The sequence below is a fragment of the Undibacterium cyanobacteriorum genome, assembly GCF_031326225.1.
Taxonomy (GTDB): Bacteria; Pseudomonadota; Gammaproteobacteria; order Burkholderiales; family Burkholderiaceae_D; genus Undibacterium; species Undibacterium cyanobacteriorum.
Genome location: NZ_CP133720.1, coordinates 3302996 through 3320649 on the forward strand (window position 1 = coordinate 3302996; position 17654 = coordinate 3320649).

The 17654-nt window shown below is 48.2% G+C and carries 13 protein-coding genes; 7 read left to right on the forward strand and 6 right to left on the reverse strand.

Annotation, left to right across the window (positions count from 1 at the left end; all coding sequences use genetic code 11):
• Positions 1-193 precede the first annotated feature (193 nt).
• From glk to RF679_RS13900, 3 genes are all read left to right on the forward strand, one after another.
• Positions 194-1204, forward strand: a complete 1011-nt coding sequence (gene glk, locus RF679_RS13890; protein ID WP_309481232.1) for a glucokinase — start codon at positions 194-196, stop codon at positions 1202-1204.
• Positions 1194-3191, forward strand: a complete 1998-nt coding sequence (locus tag RF679_RS13895) for a glycoside hydrolase family 13 protein (protein WP_309481233.1) — start codon at positions 1194-1196, stop codon at positions 3189-3191. Before glk ends, RF679_RS13895 begins: the two co-directional genes overlap by 11 nt.
• A gap of 90 nt (positions 3192-3281) precedes the next feature.
• The gene (locus RF679_RS13900; protein ID WP_309481234.1) at positions 3282-4649 is read left to right on the forward strand and encodes an alpha-amylase family glycosyl hydrolase; all 1368 of its coding nucleotides are present in this window, start codon (positions 3282-3284) and stop codon (positions 4647-4649) included.
• A 259-nt stretch (positions 4650-4908) separates the two neighbouring features.
• On the opposite strand, the gene RF679_RS13905 is transcribed toward RF679_RS13900, so the two are convergent.
• From RF679_RS13905 to pgmB, 4 genes are all read right to left on the reverse strand, one after another.
• Positions 4909-5592: a thiol:disulfide interchange protein DsbA/DsbL gene (locus RF679_RS13905; RefSeq protein ID WP_309481235.1), complete on the reverse strand. Its 684-nt coding sequence runs from the start codon at positions 5590-5592 to the stop codon at positions 4909-4911.
• A gap of 95 nt (positions 5593-5687) precedes the next feature.
• Positions 5688-7313 carry an alpha-amylase family glycosyl hydrolase gene (locus tag RF679_RS13910; protein ID WP_309481236.1) on the reverse strand — a complete coding sequence of 542 codons (1626 nt, stop codon included), beginning with the start codon at positions 7311-7313 and terminating at the stop codon, positions 5688-5690.
• A 705-nt stretch (positions 7314-8018) separates the two neighbouring features.
• Entirely contained in the window at positions 8019-10334 is a 2316-nt protein-coding gene (locus RF679_RS13915; RefSeq protein WP_309481237.1) for a family 65 glycosyl hydrolase domain-containing protein, read from the reverse strand.
• Positions 10335-10531: 197 nt separating this feature from the next.
• Entirely contained in the window at positions 10532-11191 is a 660-nt protein-coding gene (pgmB, locus tag RF679_RS13920; protein ID WP_309481238.1) for a beta-phosphoglucomutase, read from the reverse strand.
• A gap of 127 nt (positions 11192-11318) precedes the next feature.
• Here pgmB and RF679_RS13925 point away from each other — a divergent pair, with 127 nt between their 5' ends.
• Both RF679_RS13925 and RF679_RS13930 read left to right on the forward strand, forming a co-directional pair.
• Entirely contained in the window at positions 11319-11681 is a 363-nt protein-coding gene (locus tag RF679_RS13925) for a hypothetical protein (protein WP_309481239.1), read from the forward strand.
• 62 nt (positions 11682-11743) lie between these two features.
• On the forward strand, positions 11744-13900 hold the full coding sequence (locus RF679_RS13930; protein WP_309481240.1) for a S9 family peptidase: 2157 nt from the start codon (positions 11744-11746) through the stop codon (positions 13898-13900).
• A gap of 187 nt (positions 13901-14087) precedes the next feature.
• Here the strand turns inward: RF679_RS13930 and RF679_RS13935 are convergent, their stop codons facing one another.
• Positions 14088-14450, reverse strand: a complete 363-nt coding sequence (locus tag RF679_RS13935; protein WP_309481241.1) for a glyoxalase superfamily protein — start codon at positions 14448-14450, stop codon at positions 14088-14090.
• Between the two features lie 760 nt (positions 14451-15210).
• Here RF679_RS13935 and RF679_RS13940 point away from each other — a divergent pair.
• Both RF679_RS13940 and RF679_RS13945 read left to right on the forward strand, forming a co-directional pair.
• Positions 15211-15402 carry a hypothetical protein gene (locus RF679_RS13940; protein ID WP_309481242.1) on the forward strand — a complete coding sequence of 64 codons (192 nt, stop codon included), beginning with the start codon at positions 15211-15213 and terminating at the stop codon, positions 15400-15402.
• A 12-nt stretch (positions 15403-15414) separates the two neighbouring features.
• The gene (locus tag RF679_RS13945; RefSeq protein WP_309481243.1) at positions 15415-16266 is read left to right on the forward strand and encodes an SPFH domain-containing protein; all 852 of its coding nucleotides are present in this window, start codon (positions 15415-15417) and stop codon (positions 16264-16266) included.
• Positions 16267-16484: 218 nt separating this feature from the next.
• On the opposite strand, the gene RF679_RS13950 is transcribed toward RF679_RS13945, so the two are convergent.
• Positions 16485-17498, reverse strand: a complete 1014-nt coding sequence (locus RF679_RS13950; protein WP_309481244.1) for a LacI family DNA-binding transcriptional regulator — start codon at positions 17496-17498, stop codon at positions 16485-16487.
• Positions 17499-17654 lie beyond the last annotated feature (156 nt).

Below are 17654 nucleotides of genomic sequence, written 5' to 3' on the forward strand. Positions count from 1 at the left end.
TTCTGTAGTTTTGCTACATTCAATCATCAAAGCAATTAGCTGGTCTGCAGTTTCACGATGAAAACCGCTTCAACGGAAAATATTGAAGCCTGATCTATCGTCATTTTTGCGACAAGCCATAAACGAATCACGAAGACTGACCGTGGTCGGTAGTCTTGAATGCATCTAAGAATTTATACAAGAATGAAAGCGCATGAGCACAATGAATGCCTCTTCCACCGCTAACAACTCGCAGTTTCCATGGCTGGTGGCCGATATCGGCGGTAGTAATGCACGCTTTGGTTGGGTGACCGATCAAGGCGGTGAAATTAAGTTCGTCAAAACCTTACCGGTCGCAGACTATCCAACGCCAGTCGAGGCAAGTCGTCGCTATTTGCAAGATTTGGCTACAGAACTGGGAGATACTTACCAGGCGCCACGCTGTGCGGCATTTGCAGTCGCGACTGCGGTCGGTCAAGATCAAATCAACTTTACCAATAGCCATTGGAGCTATTCTCAAGCGCAGGTTAAGCAAGCCTTAAACTTAGACACCTTCCTCACGCTCAATGATTTTGAAGCGCTGGCTTTATCACTGCCGCGCCTCAAATCACATCAAATCAAGCCACATGCGAGCCAGCCGCAGCACAATGGCACTTTAGCCGTAATTGGTCCTGGAACCGGCTTGGGTGTGGGGTCTGTGATCCAGAGCAAACATGGTTGGATCGCGATTCCGGGCGAAGGCGGCCATGCCACTTTGGCCGCGACGGATGAGTTCGAAGCGCGCATTTTAGATGCGGTGCGCGAAGAATTACTCCATGTTTCAGCTGAACGACTACTCTCAGGGATAGGCCTGCCCACACTCTACCGTGCGGTCGCCAAATGCTCTGACGCCACAGCCGAAACTTTGAGTACAGAACAGATTGTCGAACGTGGTTTGCAAAATTCCTGTGTTGTCTGCCGTAAAACCCTAGATGCGTTTTGTGCGTTTCTCGGGAGTTTTTCAGGTAGTGTCGCCTTGATCGTTGGTGCGCGTAGCGGTGTCTATATTGGCGGCGGTATCGTGCCACGTCTTGGCGACTTCTTTTTTCAATCTCGTTTTCGTGAGAAATTCGAAGCCAAAGGACGCTTGCATCCTTATGTTTCGCAGATTCCGACTGCACTGATCACAGACACTCTTGCCGCACTCAGCGGTGCCGCTCTCGCTATTGAACAATATGAAGGCTAACCCCACGCAGCGCCGATTCCCCACACGCAATATCCTTGCGATTCTCGGCGCTGCTTTTTTTTTAGCACTCTCTTTGTCTAGTGCTGCTTCGCCTTCCACCACGTCCTCATCGGCTAGCCCGCCACAAAATTCATCACGCATTCAACGCATCGAACCAAGTAGTTGGTGGATTGGAATGCAGTCGCCTCAACTACAAATCATGGTGTATGGCGAAAAGATCGCTGAACTGCGGGCAAGACTGAATTACGCTGGGGTTCGGCTGCTGAAACAGAGCAGTCTCGATAATCCCAACTACGTATTTCTCGACCTCGAAATCAGCCCCCAAACACCCGCTGGCAAGCTCAAGATTGAGTGGTACTCGGCCGCTCAAGCCAGCACCTCCGCATCGGTAGCTGAAAGTGAAATCGATTTGATGGAGCGACGCCCACAGTCGGCGCAAAGACAAGGCTTCACCAGCGCCGATGCGATCTATCTGGTCGTACCTGATCGCTTCGCAAATGGCTCCAGCGCCAATGATTCAGTGCCAGGCATGCGAGAGGCTGCTAAGCGCAGCGATCCGGGCGGTCGTCATGGTGGTGATATTGCTGGGCTGCGTCAACATTTGGATTACATCGCCAGCTTAGGATTCACGATGCTGTGGCCCACCCCTCTAGTCGAGAATGATCAAGCCATCAATTCTTATCATGGTTACGCGGCCACCGACTTTTATCGCGTCGATCCACGCTTTGGCAGCAATCACGACTATCAACTTTTAGTCAAAGAAGCGAAACAGCGTGGGATCGGCGTCATCCATGATGTTGTTCTCAATCACATTGGCTCCTACCACTGGTGGATGCGCGACTTACCGAGCAAAGATTGGATCAACCAGCGCGAAGCTTATGTCGAAACGAATCACGTGCGCGCCACGGTACAAGACCCCCACGCCAGTAAACACGATCAAGTTCTCTTTGAACAAGGCTGGTTTGTACGAACCATGCCCGATCTGAATCAAAGCAACCCTTACTTGGCCACCTATCTAATTCAAAACGCCATTTGGTGGATTGAATTTGCCGATCTCGCTGGTTTGCGAGTCGATACCTACTCGTATTCCAACAAACACTTCCTCGCGCAATGGTCCAAGCGCCTCATGGACGAATATCCCAACTTGAATTTAGTTGGTGAGGAATGGAGTATGAATCCAGCGATTGTGGCGTACTGGCAGAAAGACAAAGTCAATCAAGACGGCTACCGCTCCTATCTACCCAGCATGATGGATTTCAGCGTGTATGACAGCCTCCATCTCGCGCTGAGCGGCAAACATGCTGATGAAGCAAAGACTACGCAGCACAAAGCGGACATGCAACATCTGTATCTTGCTGCGACCAATGATTTCCAATATGCCCATCCGGACAATCTCACCATCTTTGAAGGCAATCACGACACGCCGCGTATTTTTTCCTCGCTCGGCAAAGATCCTGCTTTATGGCGAATGGCCATGGTTTATTTGGCGACCATGCGTGGCATTCCTCAAATGTTCTACGGTACCGAACTACAGATGAGTAGTCCGCAAAAACGTGATGATGGCAAAGTGCGCAGCGATTTTCCCGGTGGTTGGCACGGCGATACGGTCAATGCTTTCACAGGACAAGGTTTGAGCGCACAAACACACCAAGCGCAAGAGTTTGTCAAAAAGCTGTTTAACTGGCGTAAAAATGAGGCCGCTGTCCAACACGGTCAGTTCATTCATTTTATTCCTGAAAATAATTGCTACGTCTACTTTCGCGTCGGCGCAAAGAACTCCGCAAACGGCCAAAAGAAAATCATTATGGTCGTCTTAAACCGCAATGAAAGCAGCGTAAAGCTAGCGATGAAGCGATACTCAGAATTGATCGGAAAAGCGCAGCAAGGCCGCGATATCCTACAAGCGAAGGACATCCACTTTGGCCCATCTTTGAACGTGGCAGGCAAGTCCGCCTCCATTTTCGAAATTGTCTTGGACCAAAATTGAAACGGCGTAGGATACGATCTCAGCAACATCGGAACTCAATTTAGTAGGCAGTAATTAGAAAAAATCCCCCCCAAAAAAAAGACGAGGCAAATGATGAAGACATACAAACCAATGAACCAACTCCTATTGAGTTTGCTACTCAGTGTCGGCGCGCTGATGGCCACACCTGCATTAGCACAAAAGACGAGTGCAGTGGTTCATCCAGCATGGTCAAAAAATGCGACGATTTATGAAGCTAACATCCGTCAACACTCCAAAGAAGGCAGCTTCCAAAAGTTCGAGGAATATCTGCCTGAATTAAAGAAGATGGGCGTCAAGATTATCTGGGTCATGCCCATTAATCCGATCGGCGAAAAGAATCGTAAAGGCACTTTAGGTAGCTACTACGCGGTCCGTGACTATCGCGGCGTCAATCCTGAATTTGGCACACCGGCCGACTTTAAACGCTTGGTCAAAGCGGCGCATGCCCATGGCATGAAACTGATCATCGACTGGGTCGCGAATCACACGGCGTGGGATCACCCATGGTCTGAGAAGCATCCGGAGTTCTATAAGAAAGACAAAGACGGCAAATTTGTACCACCAGTTCCTGATTGGGCTGACGTCATCGCGCTCGACTATAACAATCAACAACTTCGTAAAGAAATGATTGAAAGCATGCGCTTCTGGTTGAAGGAGTACGACATTGATGGTTTCCGTTGCGACGTGGCCGCCATGGTGCCGACCGATTTCTGGAATGATGCGCGCAAAGAGCTCGATAAGACGAAGAAAGTCTTTATGTTAGCTGAAGCGATGGAGTGGGATCTGCAAGAAAAAGCCTTCGACATGACCTATGGCTGGCAATATAAAGATTTGTGGAACGATATCGCCAAGGGTAAGAAATCCGTCAAAGATCTTGATGCCTATTTGAACGGCGAAGAAAAGAATTACCACCCTAATTCTTATCGCATGTTGCATATCACGAACCATGATTTGAACAGCTGGGAAGGCACGGAATTCGAACGCTTAGGCGCTGGCGTCGAAGCATTCTTGGTCTTATCGAATATCATGCCAGGGATGCCTTTGCTCTACAGCGGTCAAGAGGCGGGCAACAATAAAGCGCTGAACTTCTTCGAGCGCGACCCTATCGAATGGAAACCACATCCTTTCAAACAACTTTACACAACACTGTTCCAACTCAAAGCCAGCAATAAAGCACTGTGGAATGGCGTTGATGGCGGCGTCATGCAACGCTTGAACACGGGTGCTGATGAGCATGTATTTGCCTTCAGTCGTGAGAAAGCTGGTAACAAAGTTGTGGCTGTATTCAACCTATCCGACAAACCACAAAGTGTCAGCATCAACGCCGCTCTCAAGAGCGCGGGCTTGAAAGATATTTTGACGGGTCAAGTGGCTCCGCAAGGTGCGCAGGTCAAGATGGAGTTGAAGGCTTGGGAATATAAGGTCTACGCAAAATAAGGCTCACCAAAAAACCAAAAGACCAACAAAAAAGCCGAGATGCATTTCGCATTCTCGGCTTTGTTGTTTATCAAAGGTACTGAGCGTTATCTAGGCACCTTCTGAACCGCTTCCTCGCTTATTACAAGAATAAGGTGCAGGTCCTAATTCAGGTACTTTCTAAACTGCGTCTAAGCGAGGTCAAAAAAACGACTTGCGCTTTTCGCTCAGTTCGCAGATTTCTTCGCGAGTGAGACCTTAAATCGCGTTAAACGACCGATTACTTGCCGCCACGTTCCTTTTGCACTTTAGCGATGAGCCAATCTAACACGGGCAACACTGCGCGATTTTGCTCATCTTCGCTAGGGCGTGAACGGAAAGTCGAAACTGCCATGGATGGTGATGTCATCAGGCGACCATCAACAATCAGCGTTGGCCAAGAACCGATCTCATAATCCGCCATGGTGCGTTCCATACGGTTCAACTTCATCGTCACACCAAATGAGTTATAGGCATTGAAAAAGCTGGTTTTATCGAGGCCAACTTTGGTCACAAATTGTGCCACTTGTTCGTTGGTCATCAAACGATTGTGTTCGACGTGGAAGGCTTGGAACACTTTGCTGTGGTATTGCTCGACCTTACCCAAACCTTCGAGTGCGTAGTACAACTTCAACTGTGCTTCAACGCCGGGGTTCAATACGTGAACACGTTTGAAAACAATTTTGTCGCTATTTTTCTTCACCCAGTCGGCCAACAATGGCTCAAGGGCATGACAGTGCGGACAATAATACGCAAAGAACTCGATTACTTCGATCTTCTTACCCGAATCGGTTGGTTGGGCTTGGCGAAGATTGCGGTACTCTTTACCGAGTTCAGGATTACCAACGGCAGCGGTTGCCGAATTCAAGCTTAGAATCGCCAAGCTCAAGCCCAAACTTGCCAAGACATTTTTCAATAAGCGCATGCTTTTCCTCTTTTTGTGTGAAACGATTGGTGATAGCTTTTGTTTTTTGCCCAAAAGTATAAACGCAAAAAGACTTTTCCGGAAAAAAGCCGAATTCAATGCCGTAAGCCGAACCATGCCCCCCATGCAGGAAGGCTCAGAGCATCACCCTCAACCACGCCACCCAAGCCGTGACCATTCAAGCTCAATGCGTGTTGAAGTTCAGGATGTTGAATCTGAACAGGGGTAGCACTTAAATTAAAGGCCACCACCACTTCAGGAGCCCCCTGCAAGACTCGGCGGAAGGCTAAGACAGGTTCTGGTGTATCGATAAAAACGATTGCGCCACGTAATAGCTGGGGAATACTCTTACGCCAACGAATCACACGCCGAGCAAACTGCAACATGGAATCACTTTGCTGCTCTTGCTTAGACACGCCTAGGGCACGGTGCTCGTGAGGAATAGGGAGCCATGGTTTATGTGAAGAAAAGCCTGCAAATTCTTGGCTGCTTTCCCACGGAATCGGGGTCCGACAACCATCTCGTCCTTTGGACTCGGGCCAAAAGGTCAAACCCACTGGGTCTTGCAGATCTTCGTAAGCCAATTGCGCTTCGCTCAGAGCAAGCTCATCGCCTTGATACAAGCATGGCGTTCCTTTGAGTGCCAGTTGCATCGTGAGTATCATCTTCGCAAAGTCGATCGAGCTCCCCTCTCCGCCCCAACGCGACATCACACGTGGTACATCATGGTTACCGACCGACCAAGAGGCGCCACCATCTTTCACACGTTGTTCGAAGGCTTCGACCTGACGTCGTATATGCGCCGCACTGAACTCTGCCGTGAGCAAATTGAAGCTGTAAGCCATATGCAGACGCTTATTTCCCTCGGTGTACTGAGCCATTACCTCGAGCGCATCATCAGCGCCAATTTCACCAATAGAAATCGCTTGGAACTCATCGAGTAAGGTCCGCACTCGCTCCAAGAAGCCTAAGTTTTCAGGGCGAGAGTTGTCGTAAATGTGCGCCTGCATCCCATAAGGATTCGAGGCCGCCACATTCACTGTATTTTGTTTCGCTGCAACGGGATTGTTACGTAGCAAAAGATCATGAAAATGATAAATGCAGGCGTCCATACGGAATCCATCGACGCCGCGCTCCAACCAAAACCGCATATTACGCAGATGCGCGTCTTGCACTTCTGGATGATGAAAATTCATATCTGGCTGGCTGACCAGAAAATTGTGCAAATAATACTGACAACGACGGGTATCCCATTGCCATGCCGAACCACCAAAAATCGATAACCAATTATTGGGCGGCGTACCATCGGCTTGCGGATCAGCCCAGACATACCAATCCGCCTTGGGATTAGTGCGACTCGAACGACTTTCGGCAAACCAGGGATGCGTCTCTGCGGTGTGAGATAAAACTTGGTCTATCATAATCTTCAAACCAAGCTCGTGGGCTCGCTTCACCAGTGCGTCAAAATCAGCGAGTTTTCCAAATAAGGGATCGACATCGCAATAATCAGACACGTCATAGCCAAAGTCTTTCATTGGCGATTTGAAGAAAGGGGAAATCCAAACGATATCAACCCCTAAACTCGCAATGTAATCGAGTCGGCTCGTAATCCCAGGTAGATCACCGATGCCATCACCATTGCTATCCATGAAGCTGCGCGGGTACACCTGATAAATCACGGCCTCACGCCACCAATCCTGATTCACACTCTGCGTATTCATGGTCGCCACATCACTCATGGATAAGAAATTACACGATCAAACTAAAAAAAATTTGTACAGTTCAACGATTGCCGCAGGTTCGGGATATTTGAAACAAGACAGATCGCCCGTCTCCCAATCAAGCGCAAAACCGATGCAACGGGATGAGACGCTATGCGCCGATTTTTTATCCATCAGCAGCAATACAAAAGTATTGCGAGGACAAGCAACAACGCGGATCGCCCATTCCCCAACTCATCACAAAACCGATGTAATGGGATGAGACGCTAGGCGCCGCTTTTTACCGATCTACAGCAATACAAAAGTATTGCGAGGACAAACAACAACGCGGCTCTCCCATTCCCCAACCCACCACAAAACCGATGTAATGGGATGAGACGCTAGGCGCTGCTTTTTACCGATCTGCAGCAATACAAAAGTATTGCGAGGACAAGCAACAACGCGGATCGCCCATTCCCCAACTCATCACAAAACCGATGTAATGGGATGAGACGCTAGGCGCCGCTTTTTACCGATCTACAGCAATACAAAAGTATTGCGAGGACAAGCAACAACGCGGATCGCCCATTTCATCGGTTTGAATTAAAAAAATGCCCTGTGGTTGAGACACACCCAACCCCAGGGACCAAACCCACATCGGAACCATCTACCCTACCGATGCAAGCAAGAATTCAATTCAAATCGATGCTGTGCTACTCGCTCTAATCAATCTCGAGCAACTGTCAAAATCTGACGCGCTGGCAATGATTTCTCGCTACCGTACACACTCAAATTCAAACCCACATCGGATTCGTTTTCGAGAATGATGGCCTGCTCTGTGACCGCCACTTTGATCAAAGCACCGCGGAAACAAATACGGAAAGAATAAGATTGCCATTGCTTAGGCAAAGCAGGTGCTAAATGCAGCTGACCTTGTTTGACGCGCGCGCCACCAAAGCCTTCCACAACTGACATCCAAGTTCCCGCCATCGATGTGATGTGCAAACCATCATCCGTATCATGGTTGTAATCATCGAGATCAAGACGCGCTGTACGCAAATAAAATTTGTACGCTAAATCTTCGTAGCCTAATGAGGACGCAAGAATCGAGTGTATGCAAGGAGACAAAGAAGACTCATGCACGGTCAAAGGTTCGTAAAAATCGAAGTTTTTACGAATCGTTTCTTTGTCGTAGTTGCCCTCGAAGGTATAGATACCTTGCAAAACGTCAGCTTGTTTAATGTAGCAAGAGCGCAGAATGCGATCCCATGACCAATGCTTATGAATCGGATATTCGCCTTTTGGAATCGCCGACATCGGCTGCAAGTCTTTCTCCATGTAGCCGTCGTGTTGGATGAAGACGCCGGTTTGTTCGTCGCGTGGCAACGCAATTTTTTCAGCGATATCAGCCCAAATACTCAACTCATCTTCGTGTTCACCAAATTTGGTGGCGGCCATAATCGCTGCATAACGCTCGGGATGCTGTTGCTGCACATAAGCAAGCGACTCACGCGTGTAATTCAATGTCCATTGCGCCATCAAATTGGTGTACCAATTATTGTTGACGTTGTTCTCGTATTCGTTCGGTCCTGTGACGCCCAACATTAAATAGGCATTGCGGCGTTCCGACCACTGCACACGTTGACGCCAAAAGCGAGAAATCGCAATCAATACCTCAAGGCCGTACTCGGCAAGATAAGCAGAATCGCCGGTGTGGTTGATGTAGTTGTAAATCGCAAAGCTCATCGCGCCATTACGATGAATTTCTTCAAACGTGATTTCCCATTCGTTATGGCATTCTTCGCCATTAATGGTCACCATCGGATAAAGAGCAGCGCCATTCTTGAAGCCCAACTTAGCCGCGTTTTCAATCGCTTTTTGTAGATGCTTATAGCGATATACCAAGAGCTGACGCGCCACCTTTGGATCGGTCGTTTTGAGATAGAAAGGCAGGCAATAGGCCTCGGTATCCCAATAGGTCACGCCGCCGTATTTCTCACCGGTGAAACCTTTGGGTCCGATGTTGAGACGTTCATCCTCACCGGTGTAGGTTTGATTCATCTGCAAAATATTGAAGCGAATCGCCTGTTGCGCAGCAACGTCGCCTTCGATGGTGATATCACATTCGGCCCACTTTTGTACCCACGCCTCGCTGTGCTCTTTGAGCATCGTGTCAAAGCCCTTCGCACGCGCTGCGGCAGCACTTTTCTCGGCGTCGCTTTGAATCTGCGTTTTATCAGAGTACAAGGACGACACAATCGCAGCGAACTTAAACAAGCTCACCGTTTTATCTTGTGCAACTTGGATCTCCACCACGTTCGCCACTTTCTTCTCTTGGCTCATGGTTTCCGCTTGCAAGGCTTGTTCTGCACCGTCCAAACTCAATGCCAAGTCGAATGCGGCGGCGACGTGAAATTGTGTTTTCTTCGTTTCGCCCGTTAAAGCGGCCTTGCCATTCGATACAGCGCGCGACACTTCGATCCAGAACTGCTCATCGTAATTGGAATCTTGGTTGAATACGTTCAGATCCAGCAAAGGGGTAAAGCGGACGCTACCGGAAAAGTTGAGTGGCGTCACTTCATAGCGAATCACACCATTGTCAGCATCGACGATGCTCGTGAAACGCGTCGATCGCACTTGAATTTTTTTACCGGAAGGAAGTGTGGCAATGAACTGGCGCTGCAAAAGTCCTTCACGCATATTCAAAACACGCGTGAATGACTCGACTTTCGCGGTCGCCAAATCCAATTCTTCGCCATCGACATGAACATCGATACCGATCCAGTTCACTGCATTGAGGACTTTTGCGAAATACTCGGGATAACCGTTTTTCCACCAACCAACACGCGTTTTATCTGGGTAGTAAACACCAGCGACATAGCTGCCACGCAGACTGCTACCGCTATATTTCTCTTCGAAATTAGCGCGCTGACCCATCTTGCCGTTACCGATGGAAAAAATACTTTCGGAGATACGATTCAAAGCGGGATCGAACCCTTCTTCGATAATATTCCACGGGTCTTTCTTTATGTAGTCTCTCATCTTTTGCTTATCCAAATTTCAGTGCAAATCAGCCTGCACCGTCGATACAACCTCTGGGGGGGGAGAAGGTTTTTTCTGTTACTCAATACTGCGTGAATCTCGTTACTTCTTTTGTGTGTTGCTGCTGCTAAAACTAAAGCTTTCTCATCTCTTTATTTCTTAATCTCATCCTGCTCCCGCGCTAGGGCGCTCAGCTCTCAAGCTGACTCCGGCAAGGATTGCACGACTTGTTCGATATTCGTGCCTGAAAAATTCGGCAGCACCACATGAGCTTGATGCAGCACCTTGGCCTCGCCGATGCCAACCACATGCATATCGGCGTTGAGCGCCGCTTGGACACCTGCCACCGCGTCTTCAAACACGATGCACTGACGCGCGTCAACACCCAACTCTTGCGCTGCTTTGGTGAACACTTCAGGGTCTGGTTTCGCTTTACTGACTTTGTTTCCATCGACGATGGCATCGAATTGCTCTAACAGGCCAATACGCTGCAAAATCAATACGGCATTCTTACTGGCGGACCCAAGCGCAACCTTCATTCCAAGTTGTTTCGCCGACTGCAAAAAGGCAAAGGCACCCGGCAAAATCTCTTCTGGTCCAATGGTGTTGATATACTCCAAATACCAATTGTTCTTGCGCGTCAGCGCCGCTTCGAAATCCGCTTCGCTTAATTGCTGACCGCCAAGTTGCAAAATCAATTTCAAAGATTCAATGCGGCTGACACCTTTGAGCTTCTCATTGTCATGCTCAGTAAAATCAAAGCCGAGACTGTTCGCCAAGCGCTTCCACGCGAGGTAATGATATTTCGCGGTATCGACGATGACGCCATCGAGATCGAAAATGCAGGCTGTTTTCATGCAGGCTTTGCTCACTATAAGAAAAACGGTTCAAACATCTTGCGAGAAAGACGCCTCGCAATTGCGCTTTGATCCCTATCCTGTCTAATCCAATCGCAAACAGAATGACAACTTAATTGACCGAGAATTGGCAGGAGGATTAATAAGAAAATCAAAGCGCTTTGGAATAATTCAAAGTTTAATTCAAAGCGCTTTGAAAAGTAAAGTAAAAGTAAAACAAATCTCTCTGAGTTTTGTTGTTTTGTGCCACAAAATCAGAGACTTGGCACAGACTGCCATGCACCTTCATAGCAGATCAACAATTGCTGCGACGCAAAACTGTCGGGTAGATGCCATCGAAGTACCTAAAACGCATTCACTACGCCACTGGTCATCAGAAAATCAACAAAAAGGAACGATCAAAAGCTTGTTATTCCTATATGATGTGGCTGGCAATTATTTGGCAAAAATGGATGTCTTTAGCACGGGATTAAACGCAAGACGTCCATGATTTGAAGGGAACAAGTTGCCGTACTCGCGGTCAAACATGCTCAGTATTTTTTGGAAACCACCATGCTCAAGAAACTACCTCTGATTGGAATTGCCGCTGTTATCAACAGCGTTTTTATTCTTAGCGCACAAGCGCAAACATCGACTTCCTCGACTATGCAAACCAGCATCCCTACTCCACCGATCGCCGCCAAAGCGCAATGGTCTGAAGTACGCCATGGCGAAACAGTGACCGACGACTATCGCTGGCTACACAAGAAAGAAGATCCAAAGGTCATTGACTACCTGAACGCTGAGAATGCCTACACCGAGGCCATGACTGCCGACATCAAAACTTTGGCGGACAAGTTATTTAATGAAACCAAAGGTCGCATGAAAGAAACCGATCTGTCAGTTCCAGTTCGCCGTGGCAAATATTTTTACTACACTCGTACCGTTGCAGGTAAGCAGTACGGCATTAGTTGCCGTCGCTTGGCTGACGCCAATATGAACTACGATGAAAAAGCGCCTGAAGAAATTTTGTTAGATCAAAATGAATTGGCTAAGCCACACAAATTCTTTATGGTGGCTGGCACATCTGTGAGCCCAGATGATCGTTATTTGGCCTACCTGACCGACACCACGGGTTTCCGCCAATTTAAACTGCAAATCAAAGACCTGAAAACCGGCGAACTCTTGAGTGATACAGCAGAACGTGTGACCAGCATGGCTTGGGCTTCGGATAATAAGACTATGTTCTTCGTTCAGGAAGACCCGACGACAAAGCGCTCCGATCGATTGTTCCGTTTACAGTTAGGCACTGCGGCCAAAGAAATTTATCAAGAGAAGGTCGAGCAATTCGGCATCGGCGTCGGCACCACGCACGATCGTAAATTCATCACCTTGGTGGCTTACGCGACTGACACCAGCGAACAATGGATCATTCCCGCCGACAAACCACAGGCCGAATTTAAGTCCGTTCTGGGTCGCACGAAAGGCCACCGCTATAGTGTGGATCATCGTGACGGCATGCTCTACATCCGCACCAACAAAGATGCAAAGAACTTCAAACTAGTCGTAGCGCCAGTCGCGAAGCCTGACAGCAAACACTGGAAAGAAATCGTTAAACACGATTCAAAAGTATTGTTGAACAATGTCGAAGTTTTCCGCGACTATCTGGCGGTCACCGAGAAAACCAATGCACTGAGCCGCACTCGCATCTTCAATTTCAAAACCAAGCAATGGAAATCGGTTGAATTCAACGACGAAGTGTATTTGGCGGGTAGTGCTGGCACGCCAGAATTTACTTCACAAAAACTCCGTATGTCCTACCAATCACCAACCACGCCATCGATGATCATGGACGTTGATATGGCGACGGGTCAACGCACTGTGTTGAAGCAAAACGAGGTCGTTGGCGGCTACGATGCTAGCAAATACGAAGCGAAACGCTTGTGGGCAACTGCAAAAGATGGTGTCAAAGTTCCGCTGTGGGCCGTATACAAAAAAGGTGTCAAATTCGACGGCACTGCACCTACATTGCTGTACTCCTACGGTAGTTACGGAATTCCAACCGAAGCGGGCTTCTCTTTGAGCCGCCTGAGTTTGCTCGATCGCGGCGTGATATACGTGCAAGCCCATATTCGCGGTGGCAATGACCTTGGCGAACAATGGCACGAAGATGGCATGCTAATGAAGAAGAAAAACACCTTCACCGACTTCATCGCAGCGGCAGAATTTTTGATTCAAGAGAAATGGACGAGCAAAGATCGCCTGATCATCCAAGGTGGCAGTGCTGGTGGTTTGTTAATGGGTGCCGTGGTCAATATGCGCCCAGATCTTTTCAAGGCAGTTCATGCAGCGGTGCCATTTGTCGATGTGATGAATACCATGATGGATGCCAGCTTACCGCTCACCACAGGTGAATACCTCGAGTGGGGTAATCCGAATGAAAAGCCTGCCTATGACTACATGCGCAGCTATTCACCCTACGACAATATCGAAAAGAAAGCCTACCCATCGATGCTCGTGACCACTGGCCTGAATGACAGTCAGGTGATGTATTGGGAGCCAGCGAAATATGTGGCCAAGTTGCGTACCTTCAAAACGGATAATAATCCCCTGCTTTTGAAAGTGAATATGGCTGCAGGTCATGGTGGCGCTTCTGGACGTTACGATGCATTGAAAGAGAATGCCTTCATCTACGCTTGGATGTTCTCGCAATGGGGCATTAAGGAGTAAGTCTTCCACAAACTAGCGAATCAAAAAAAAAATCGCCTCGACATCTGAACCGACCGTAATGTGAAAATTCAACTTCCGGGACTCGTTCAGATTGCGAGGCGTTTTTATTTGAGTGCTGACACCATAGTCGTATCGATATTTGCAAAAGGCGGCACGATACAATTCAAGACAATATCTTGATCATCATCTAATCGTTGGTCGTATAGAACGTCACGCGATTACCAAATGGATCATTGATAGTCATTTCACGCGAGCCCCACGGCATATCCTGGCAAGCCGGCCGCGCATTCCGATATTTCTTTTCGTTCAAACTCAAACACAAGGCGTCAACGTCATCGACCGCGATTCGGATATGCGCGCCCGGCGCTGCATCGCCGAAATGCTCAGATAAATGCAAAGTACAGTTTCCCTTCATAAGTCCCAGGTAGAGCGGCGTGTTCGCTTCGAAACGATGTTCAAACACAATCTCAAATTCAAGAAAATCGATATAAAAGGCGCGTGCCAACGCTTCATCAAAACTACGAAAAATGGGTGTCATCGAATTGAACATGATTGCTCCTTACTTTTTATTCCAAACCTGCCACAAACCAAACAAAATCGTGTTCGCCAATAGCAAGCAAATGGCTGAACTACTCCACCAAAATAAGTCTGAATTGCCTTTAAAAAACGGCCTTAAGAACGGAAAGCACAATGCTCTCATCAATAGGACGAGTGCGAAAACCAGCACTACGTAACGCATCCACATTGAATCTTTTGCCAAGCCCGATAAGGCGGCGCACAGATAAGCAAAAAAACACAGAACGCATCCAACAAGCACCGCCATCACCATGGGCTGTGGATGTCCACTTTCCGCCAGTTGCGCCACCTGTTCTCCTGCACCAAGCAATCGAAACAACGGTGCCCCCCAAATGAGGCAAGCAAAATGTAAGCAAGCTGCAACCACGCAAAACAAAGCGGCCAATACAAGTGAAAGCTGAAGGTGAGCGATTCGAGGCATACAAAGACTTTCTGAAAACTGGGGCATAGATGCAAATTATGGCATGCAAAGCTTCAAAATCGAGTTACTGGTGTGTTTTCTCTTGATTGGGCGATTAGCTGACTAGCTGATTAACCGAAGATTTTGAGTACGAATCATCAACACCGCAGATGCGCATCATGACCTCATCGATACTCTGGAATTTAGCAAACGGTGGTTCTTGGTAAATTTTACCTATCTATTTCGCTATTCAGGTCTATCAAATCCCTCTACACTCTCCGCTTCGAAATGCATTTTGTGTCAACCATCACGCCAGTTAATTTAGGAAACAATCATGAAACATTTTGTGATTCTTTTGATTCTGATCCTTGCCTCTTACGGTCTATGGCACCTCACGTCGCCGCTGATACGTCGAGAAGCAACTCATGCCTTGCATCGACACGGTCTCAGAATTCTCGCAGTCATTGCAGTTTTAGTCGGTCTTTTGGTATTTGCCTATTTTGTACCTGCCCTACGTTTAATTTAATAGAGGAAAAATATGAACAACAACATCAAATATCTTCGTTCACTTGGCATTATTACGCTTGCAGCCATGTTTAGTGCTTGCACCCAAATTGATACCGGTAATGTGGGCGTCGAGCGCACCCTCGGCAATGTCGGCAAAGACGCGTTGCCACCGGGCGTCTACTTCACGTTATTTAAAACAGTCGATGAATTCACCGCTAAAGAAGTCAGTTTCCAATTACAAGACATGACTCCCAAGAGCCGCGACAACTTAACCATGAAAGATGTCGATATCGATATTTATTTCAAAGTCATGCCTGCCTCAGTTCCGGGCTTGTATACCAAGTACCAAGGTGATGTCGTCAAGCACAAACAGGTCGTCAAAGATGGCACTTCGGACTTAGTGATGGCTTACAATCGCGTTTCGCGTGAAGCACGTGAATCCGTATATAAGTCAGTGGCATTGCTTGATGCTACGACGATGCATACAAAACGTGCCGAGCTGGCAGAAATGGTTCGCGCAACTTTACAAGCTGAACTTGATGCCAACGACAAAGGGGCATTCTTGATCACCGCAGTCAACGTTCGCAATCTGCTGACTGATCCGGCAATTGAAGCAGCGATTCGTCAACGTGCCGAAACTGATCAAGCAATTCAAAAGAAACTGAAAGAAGTCGAACTGGCTCGTGCTGAAGCAGAAAGACTGATCGTTCAAGCCGAAGGTGAAGCGAAAGCGAATCGGATCATTAGCGAGTCTTTAACACCAGCACTCAAAGAAATCCGCTTAGCTGAAATCCAACGCGACACTGCACTCGCCATCGCCAACAAACCCGGCAACACCGTTCTCATGGGACATAGCACACCGCTGGTCAATGTGAACAAGTAAAACCCTGCTATCCCATCGCGAAATCACGAGTGATGCAGTCTGTGATCGACGTCGCTAGCGAATCTTAAAAGCAACTTATCACAACAAAAAACAAATGGCGCCTAACAAGGCGCCATTTTCTTTGTCGATCAACAAACTCTCATATCACCAAACGAAGTGTCAAAATTTTTGACCCCCTACTCTGACAAAGCGCCACAACTAGATGTGGCGTGCTTCAATTAAGATGGTTTGACCTGCCCTACCGTTTCTCCAGGAATGAGGACGGGTTGCCACAATACTTGCAGTTGTTCGGGTGGCGTCCCTGCTTGGAGTGCCAGTAGCATTTCGATCATTTTGGCGCCGGCACGATCGGGATGCGGTTGATCGATTGTGGTCACGTTGTAACCCGCCAAAGAATCCTCCATTTTGCCCCACACGATAATGGACATTTGTTCACCGATTTTGACGCCCGCATCAAGCAAAGCTCGCATGGCGCCCACACCAGACATGTGGTTATCGACGATGACTGCACTCGGTGGTGTCTCGCTAGCGAGGATTTTTTGCATCGCGAGATAGCCACTGCGTCTATCATTCGTATTTTCGATTAAATGGCGAGGATTGGGGTTTAAGCCTGCAGCTTGGGTCGCTTTGCCAAAGCTAGCAAAACGTTGACGTGCGAAGTTCATATCCAGTGGTGCGCTAATCAGACCGATGCGTTGATGTCCGTGCGCCAGCAAATGCTCAACCGCGATGCGCATGCCGGCTTCATTATCGTAATCAAACCACGCATGCGGTTCATTCACGCTGGTGCGGCCATGCGCAATAAACGGCAAACCCTGCTTGGCCAAATAAGCAATACGCTCATCGTACAAATGAGTGCGGCCCACGATCAGGCCATCGACACGACGTTCTTTGACAATATGTTCGTAGGCGCGCAGTTCGTTCACCGGAGAAACTGGAGCCATAATCAAGTCCATCTGGCGTTCTTCCAATGCCTCGACCATGCCACCGACGATTTGCATGAACATAGGATCAGCTAAATCGTTCGGGCTGAGAGGGTGAATAATACCGACCACGTTGGTACGTCCCGAGGCTAAACTTCGCGCCATAGGATTTGGTCGATAACCGAACTCTTCAGCGGCGGCCAATACTCGTTGGCGAGTGCGTTCGCTGACTTCCGGATAACCATTCAAGGCACGGCTGACGGTCGTTTCCGAGATTCCCAATTGTTGCGCGAGGCTTTTCAGGTTCATTTGAGCTTAATTGATGCAATCTATCAGAATGACAAACACAAAGCGTGCAGTGTAAAGCCTGACGCCACCTATGACAAGATTTGACGGTTCAGGTGCCGATCGAGGCGCCCCACCCTGCTCACAACTTGCGACATCTTTCAGACCTGCTTATTCGGA

Bases quoted from the DNA above. Each gene is read 5' to 3' on its own strand.
- RF679_RS13905 (WP_309481235.1), bottom strand. From the start codon at position 5,592: ATGCGCTTATTGAAAAATGTCTTGGCAAGTTTGGGCTTGAGCTTGGCG.
- glk (WP_309481232.1), top strand. From the start codon at position 194: ATGAGCACAATGAATGCCTCTTCCACCGCTAACAACTCGCAGTTTCCA.
- RF679_RS13915 (WP_309481237.1), bottom strand. From the start codon at position 10,334: ATGAGAGACTACATAAAGAAAGACCCGTGGAATATTATCGAAGAAGGG.
- RF679_RS13895 (WP_309481233.1), top strand. From the start codon at position 1,194: ATGAAGGCTAACCCCACGCAGCGCCGATTCCCCACACGCAATATCCTT.
- RF679_RS13900 (WP_309481234.1), top strand. From the start codon at position 3,282: ATGATGAAGACATACAAACCAATGAACCAACTCCTATTGAGTTTGCTA.
- pgmB (WP_309481238.1), bottom strand. From the start codon at position 11,191: ATGAAAACAGCCTGCATTTTCGATCTCGATGGCGTCATCGTCGATACC.
- RF679_RS13910 (WP_309481236.1), bottom strand. From the start codon at position 7,313: ATGAATACGCAGAGTGTGAATCAGGATTGGTGGCGTGAGGCCGTGATT.
- RF679_RS13935 (WP_309481241.1), bottom strand. From the start codon at position 14,450: ATGTTCAATTCGATGACACCCATTTTTCGTAGTTTTGATGAAGCGTTG.
- RF679_RS13940 (WP_309481242.1), top strand. From the start codon at position 15,211: ATGAAACATTTTGTGATTCTTTTGATTCTGATCCTTGCCTCTTACGGT.
- RF679_RS13930 (WP_309481240.1), top strand. From the start codon at position 11,744: ATGCTCAAGAAACTACCTCTGATTGGAATTGCCGCTGTTATCAACAGC.
- RF679_RS13945 (WP_309481243.1), top strand. From the start codon at position 15,415: ATGAACAACAACATCAAATATCTTCGTTCACTTGGCATTATTACGCTT.
- RF679_RS13950 (WP_309481244.1), bottom strand. From the start codon at position 17,498: ATGAACCTGAAAAGCCTCGCGCAACAATTGGGAATCTCGGAAACGACC.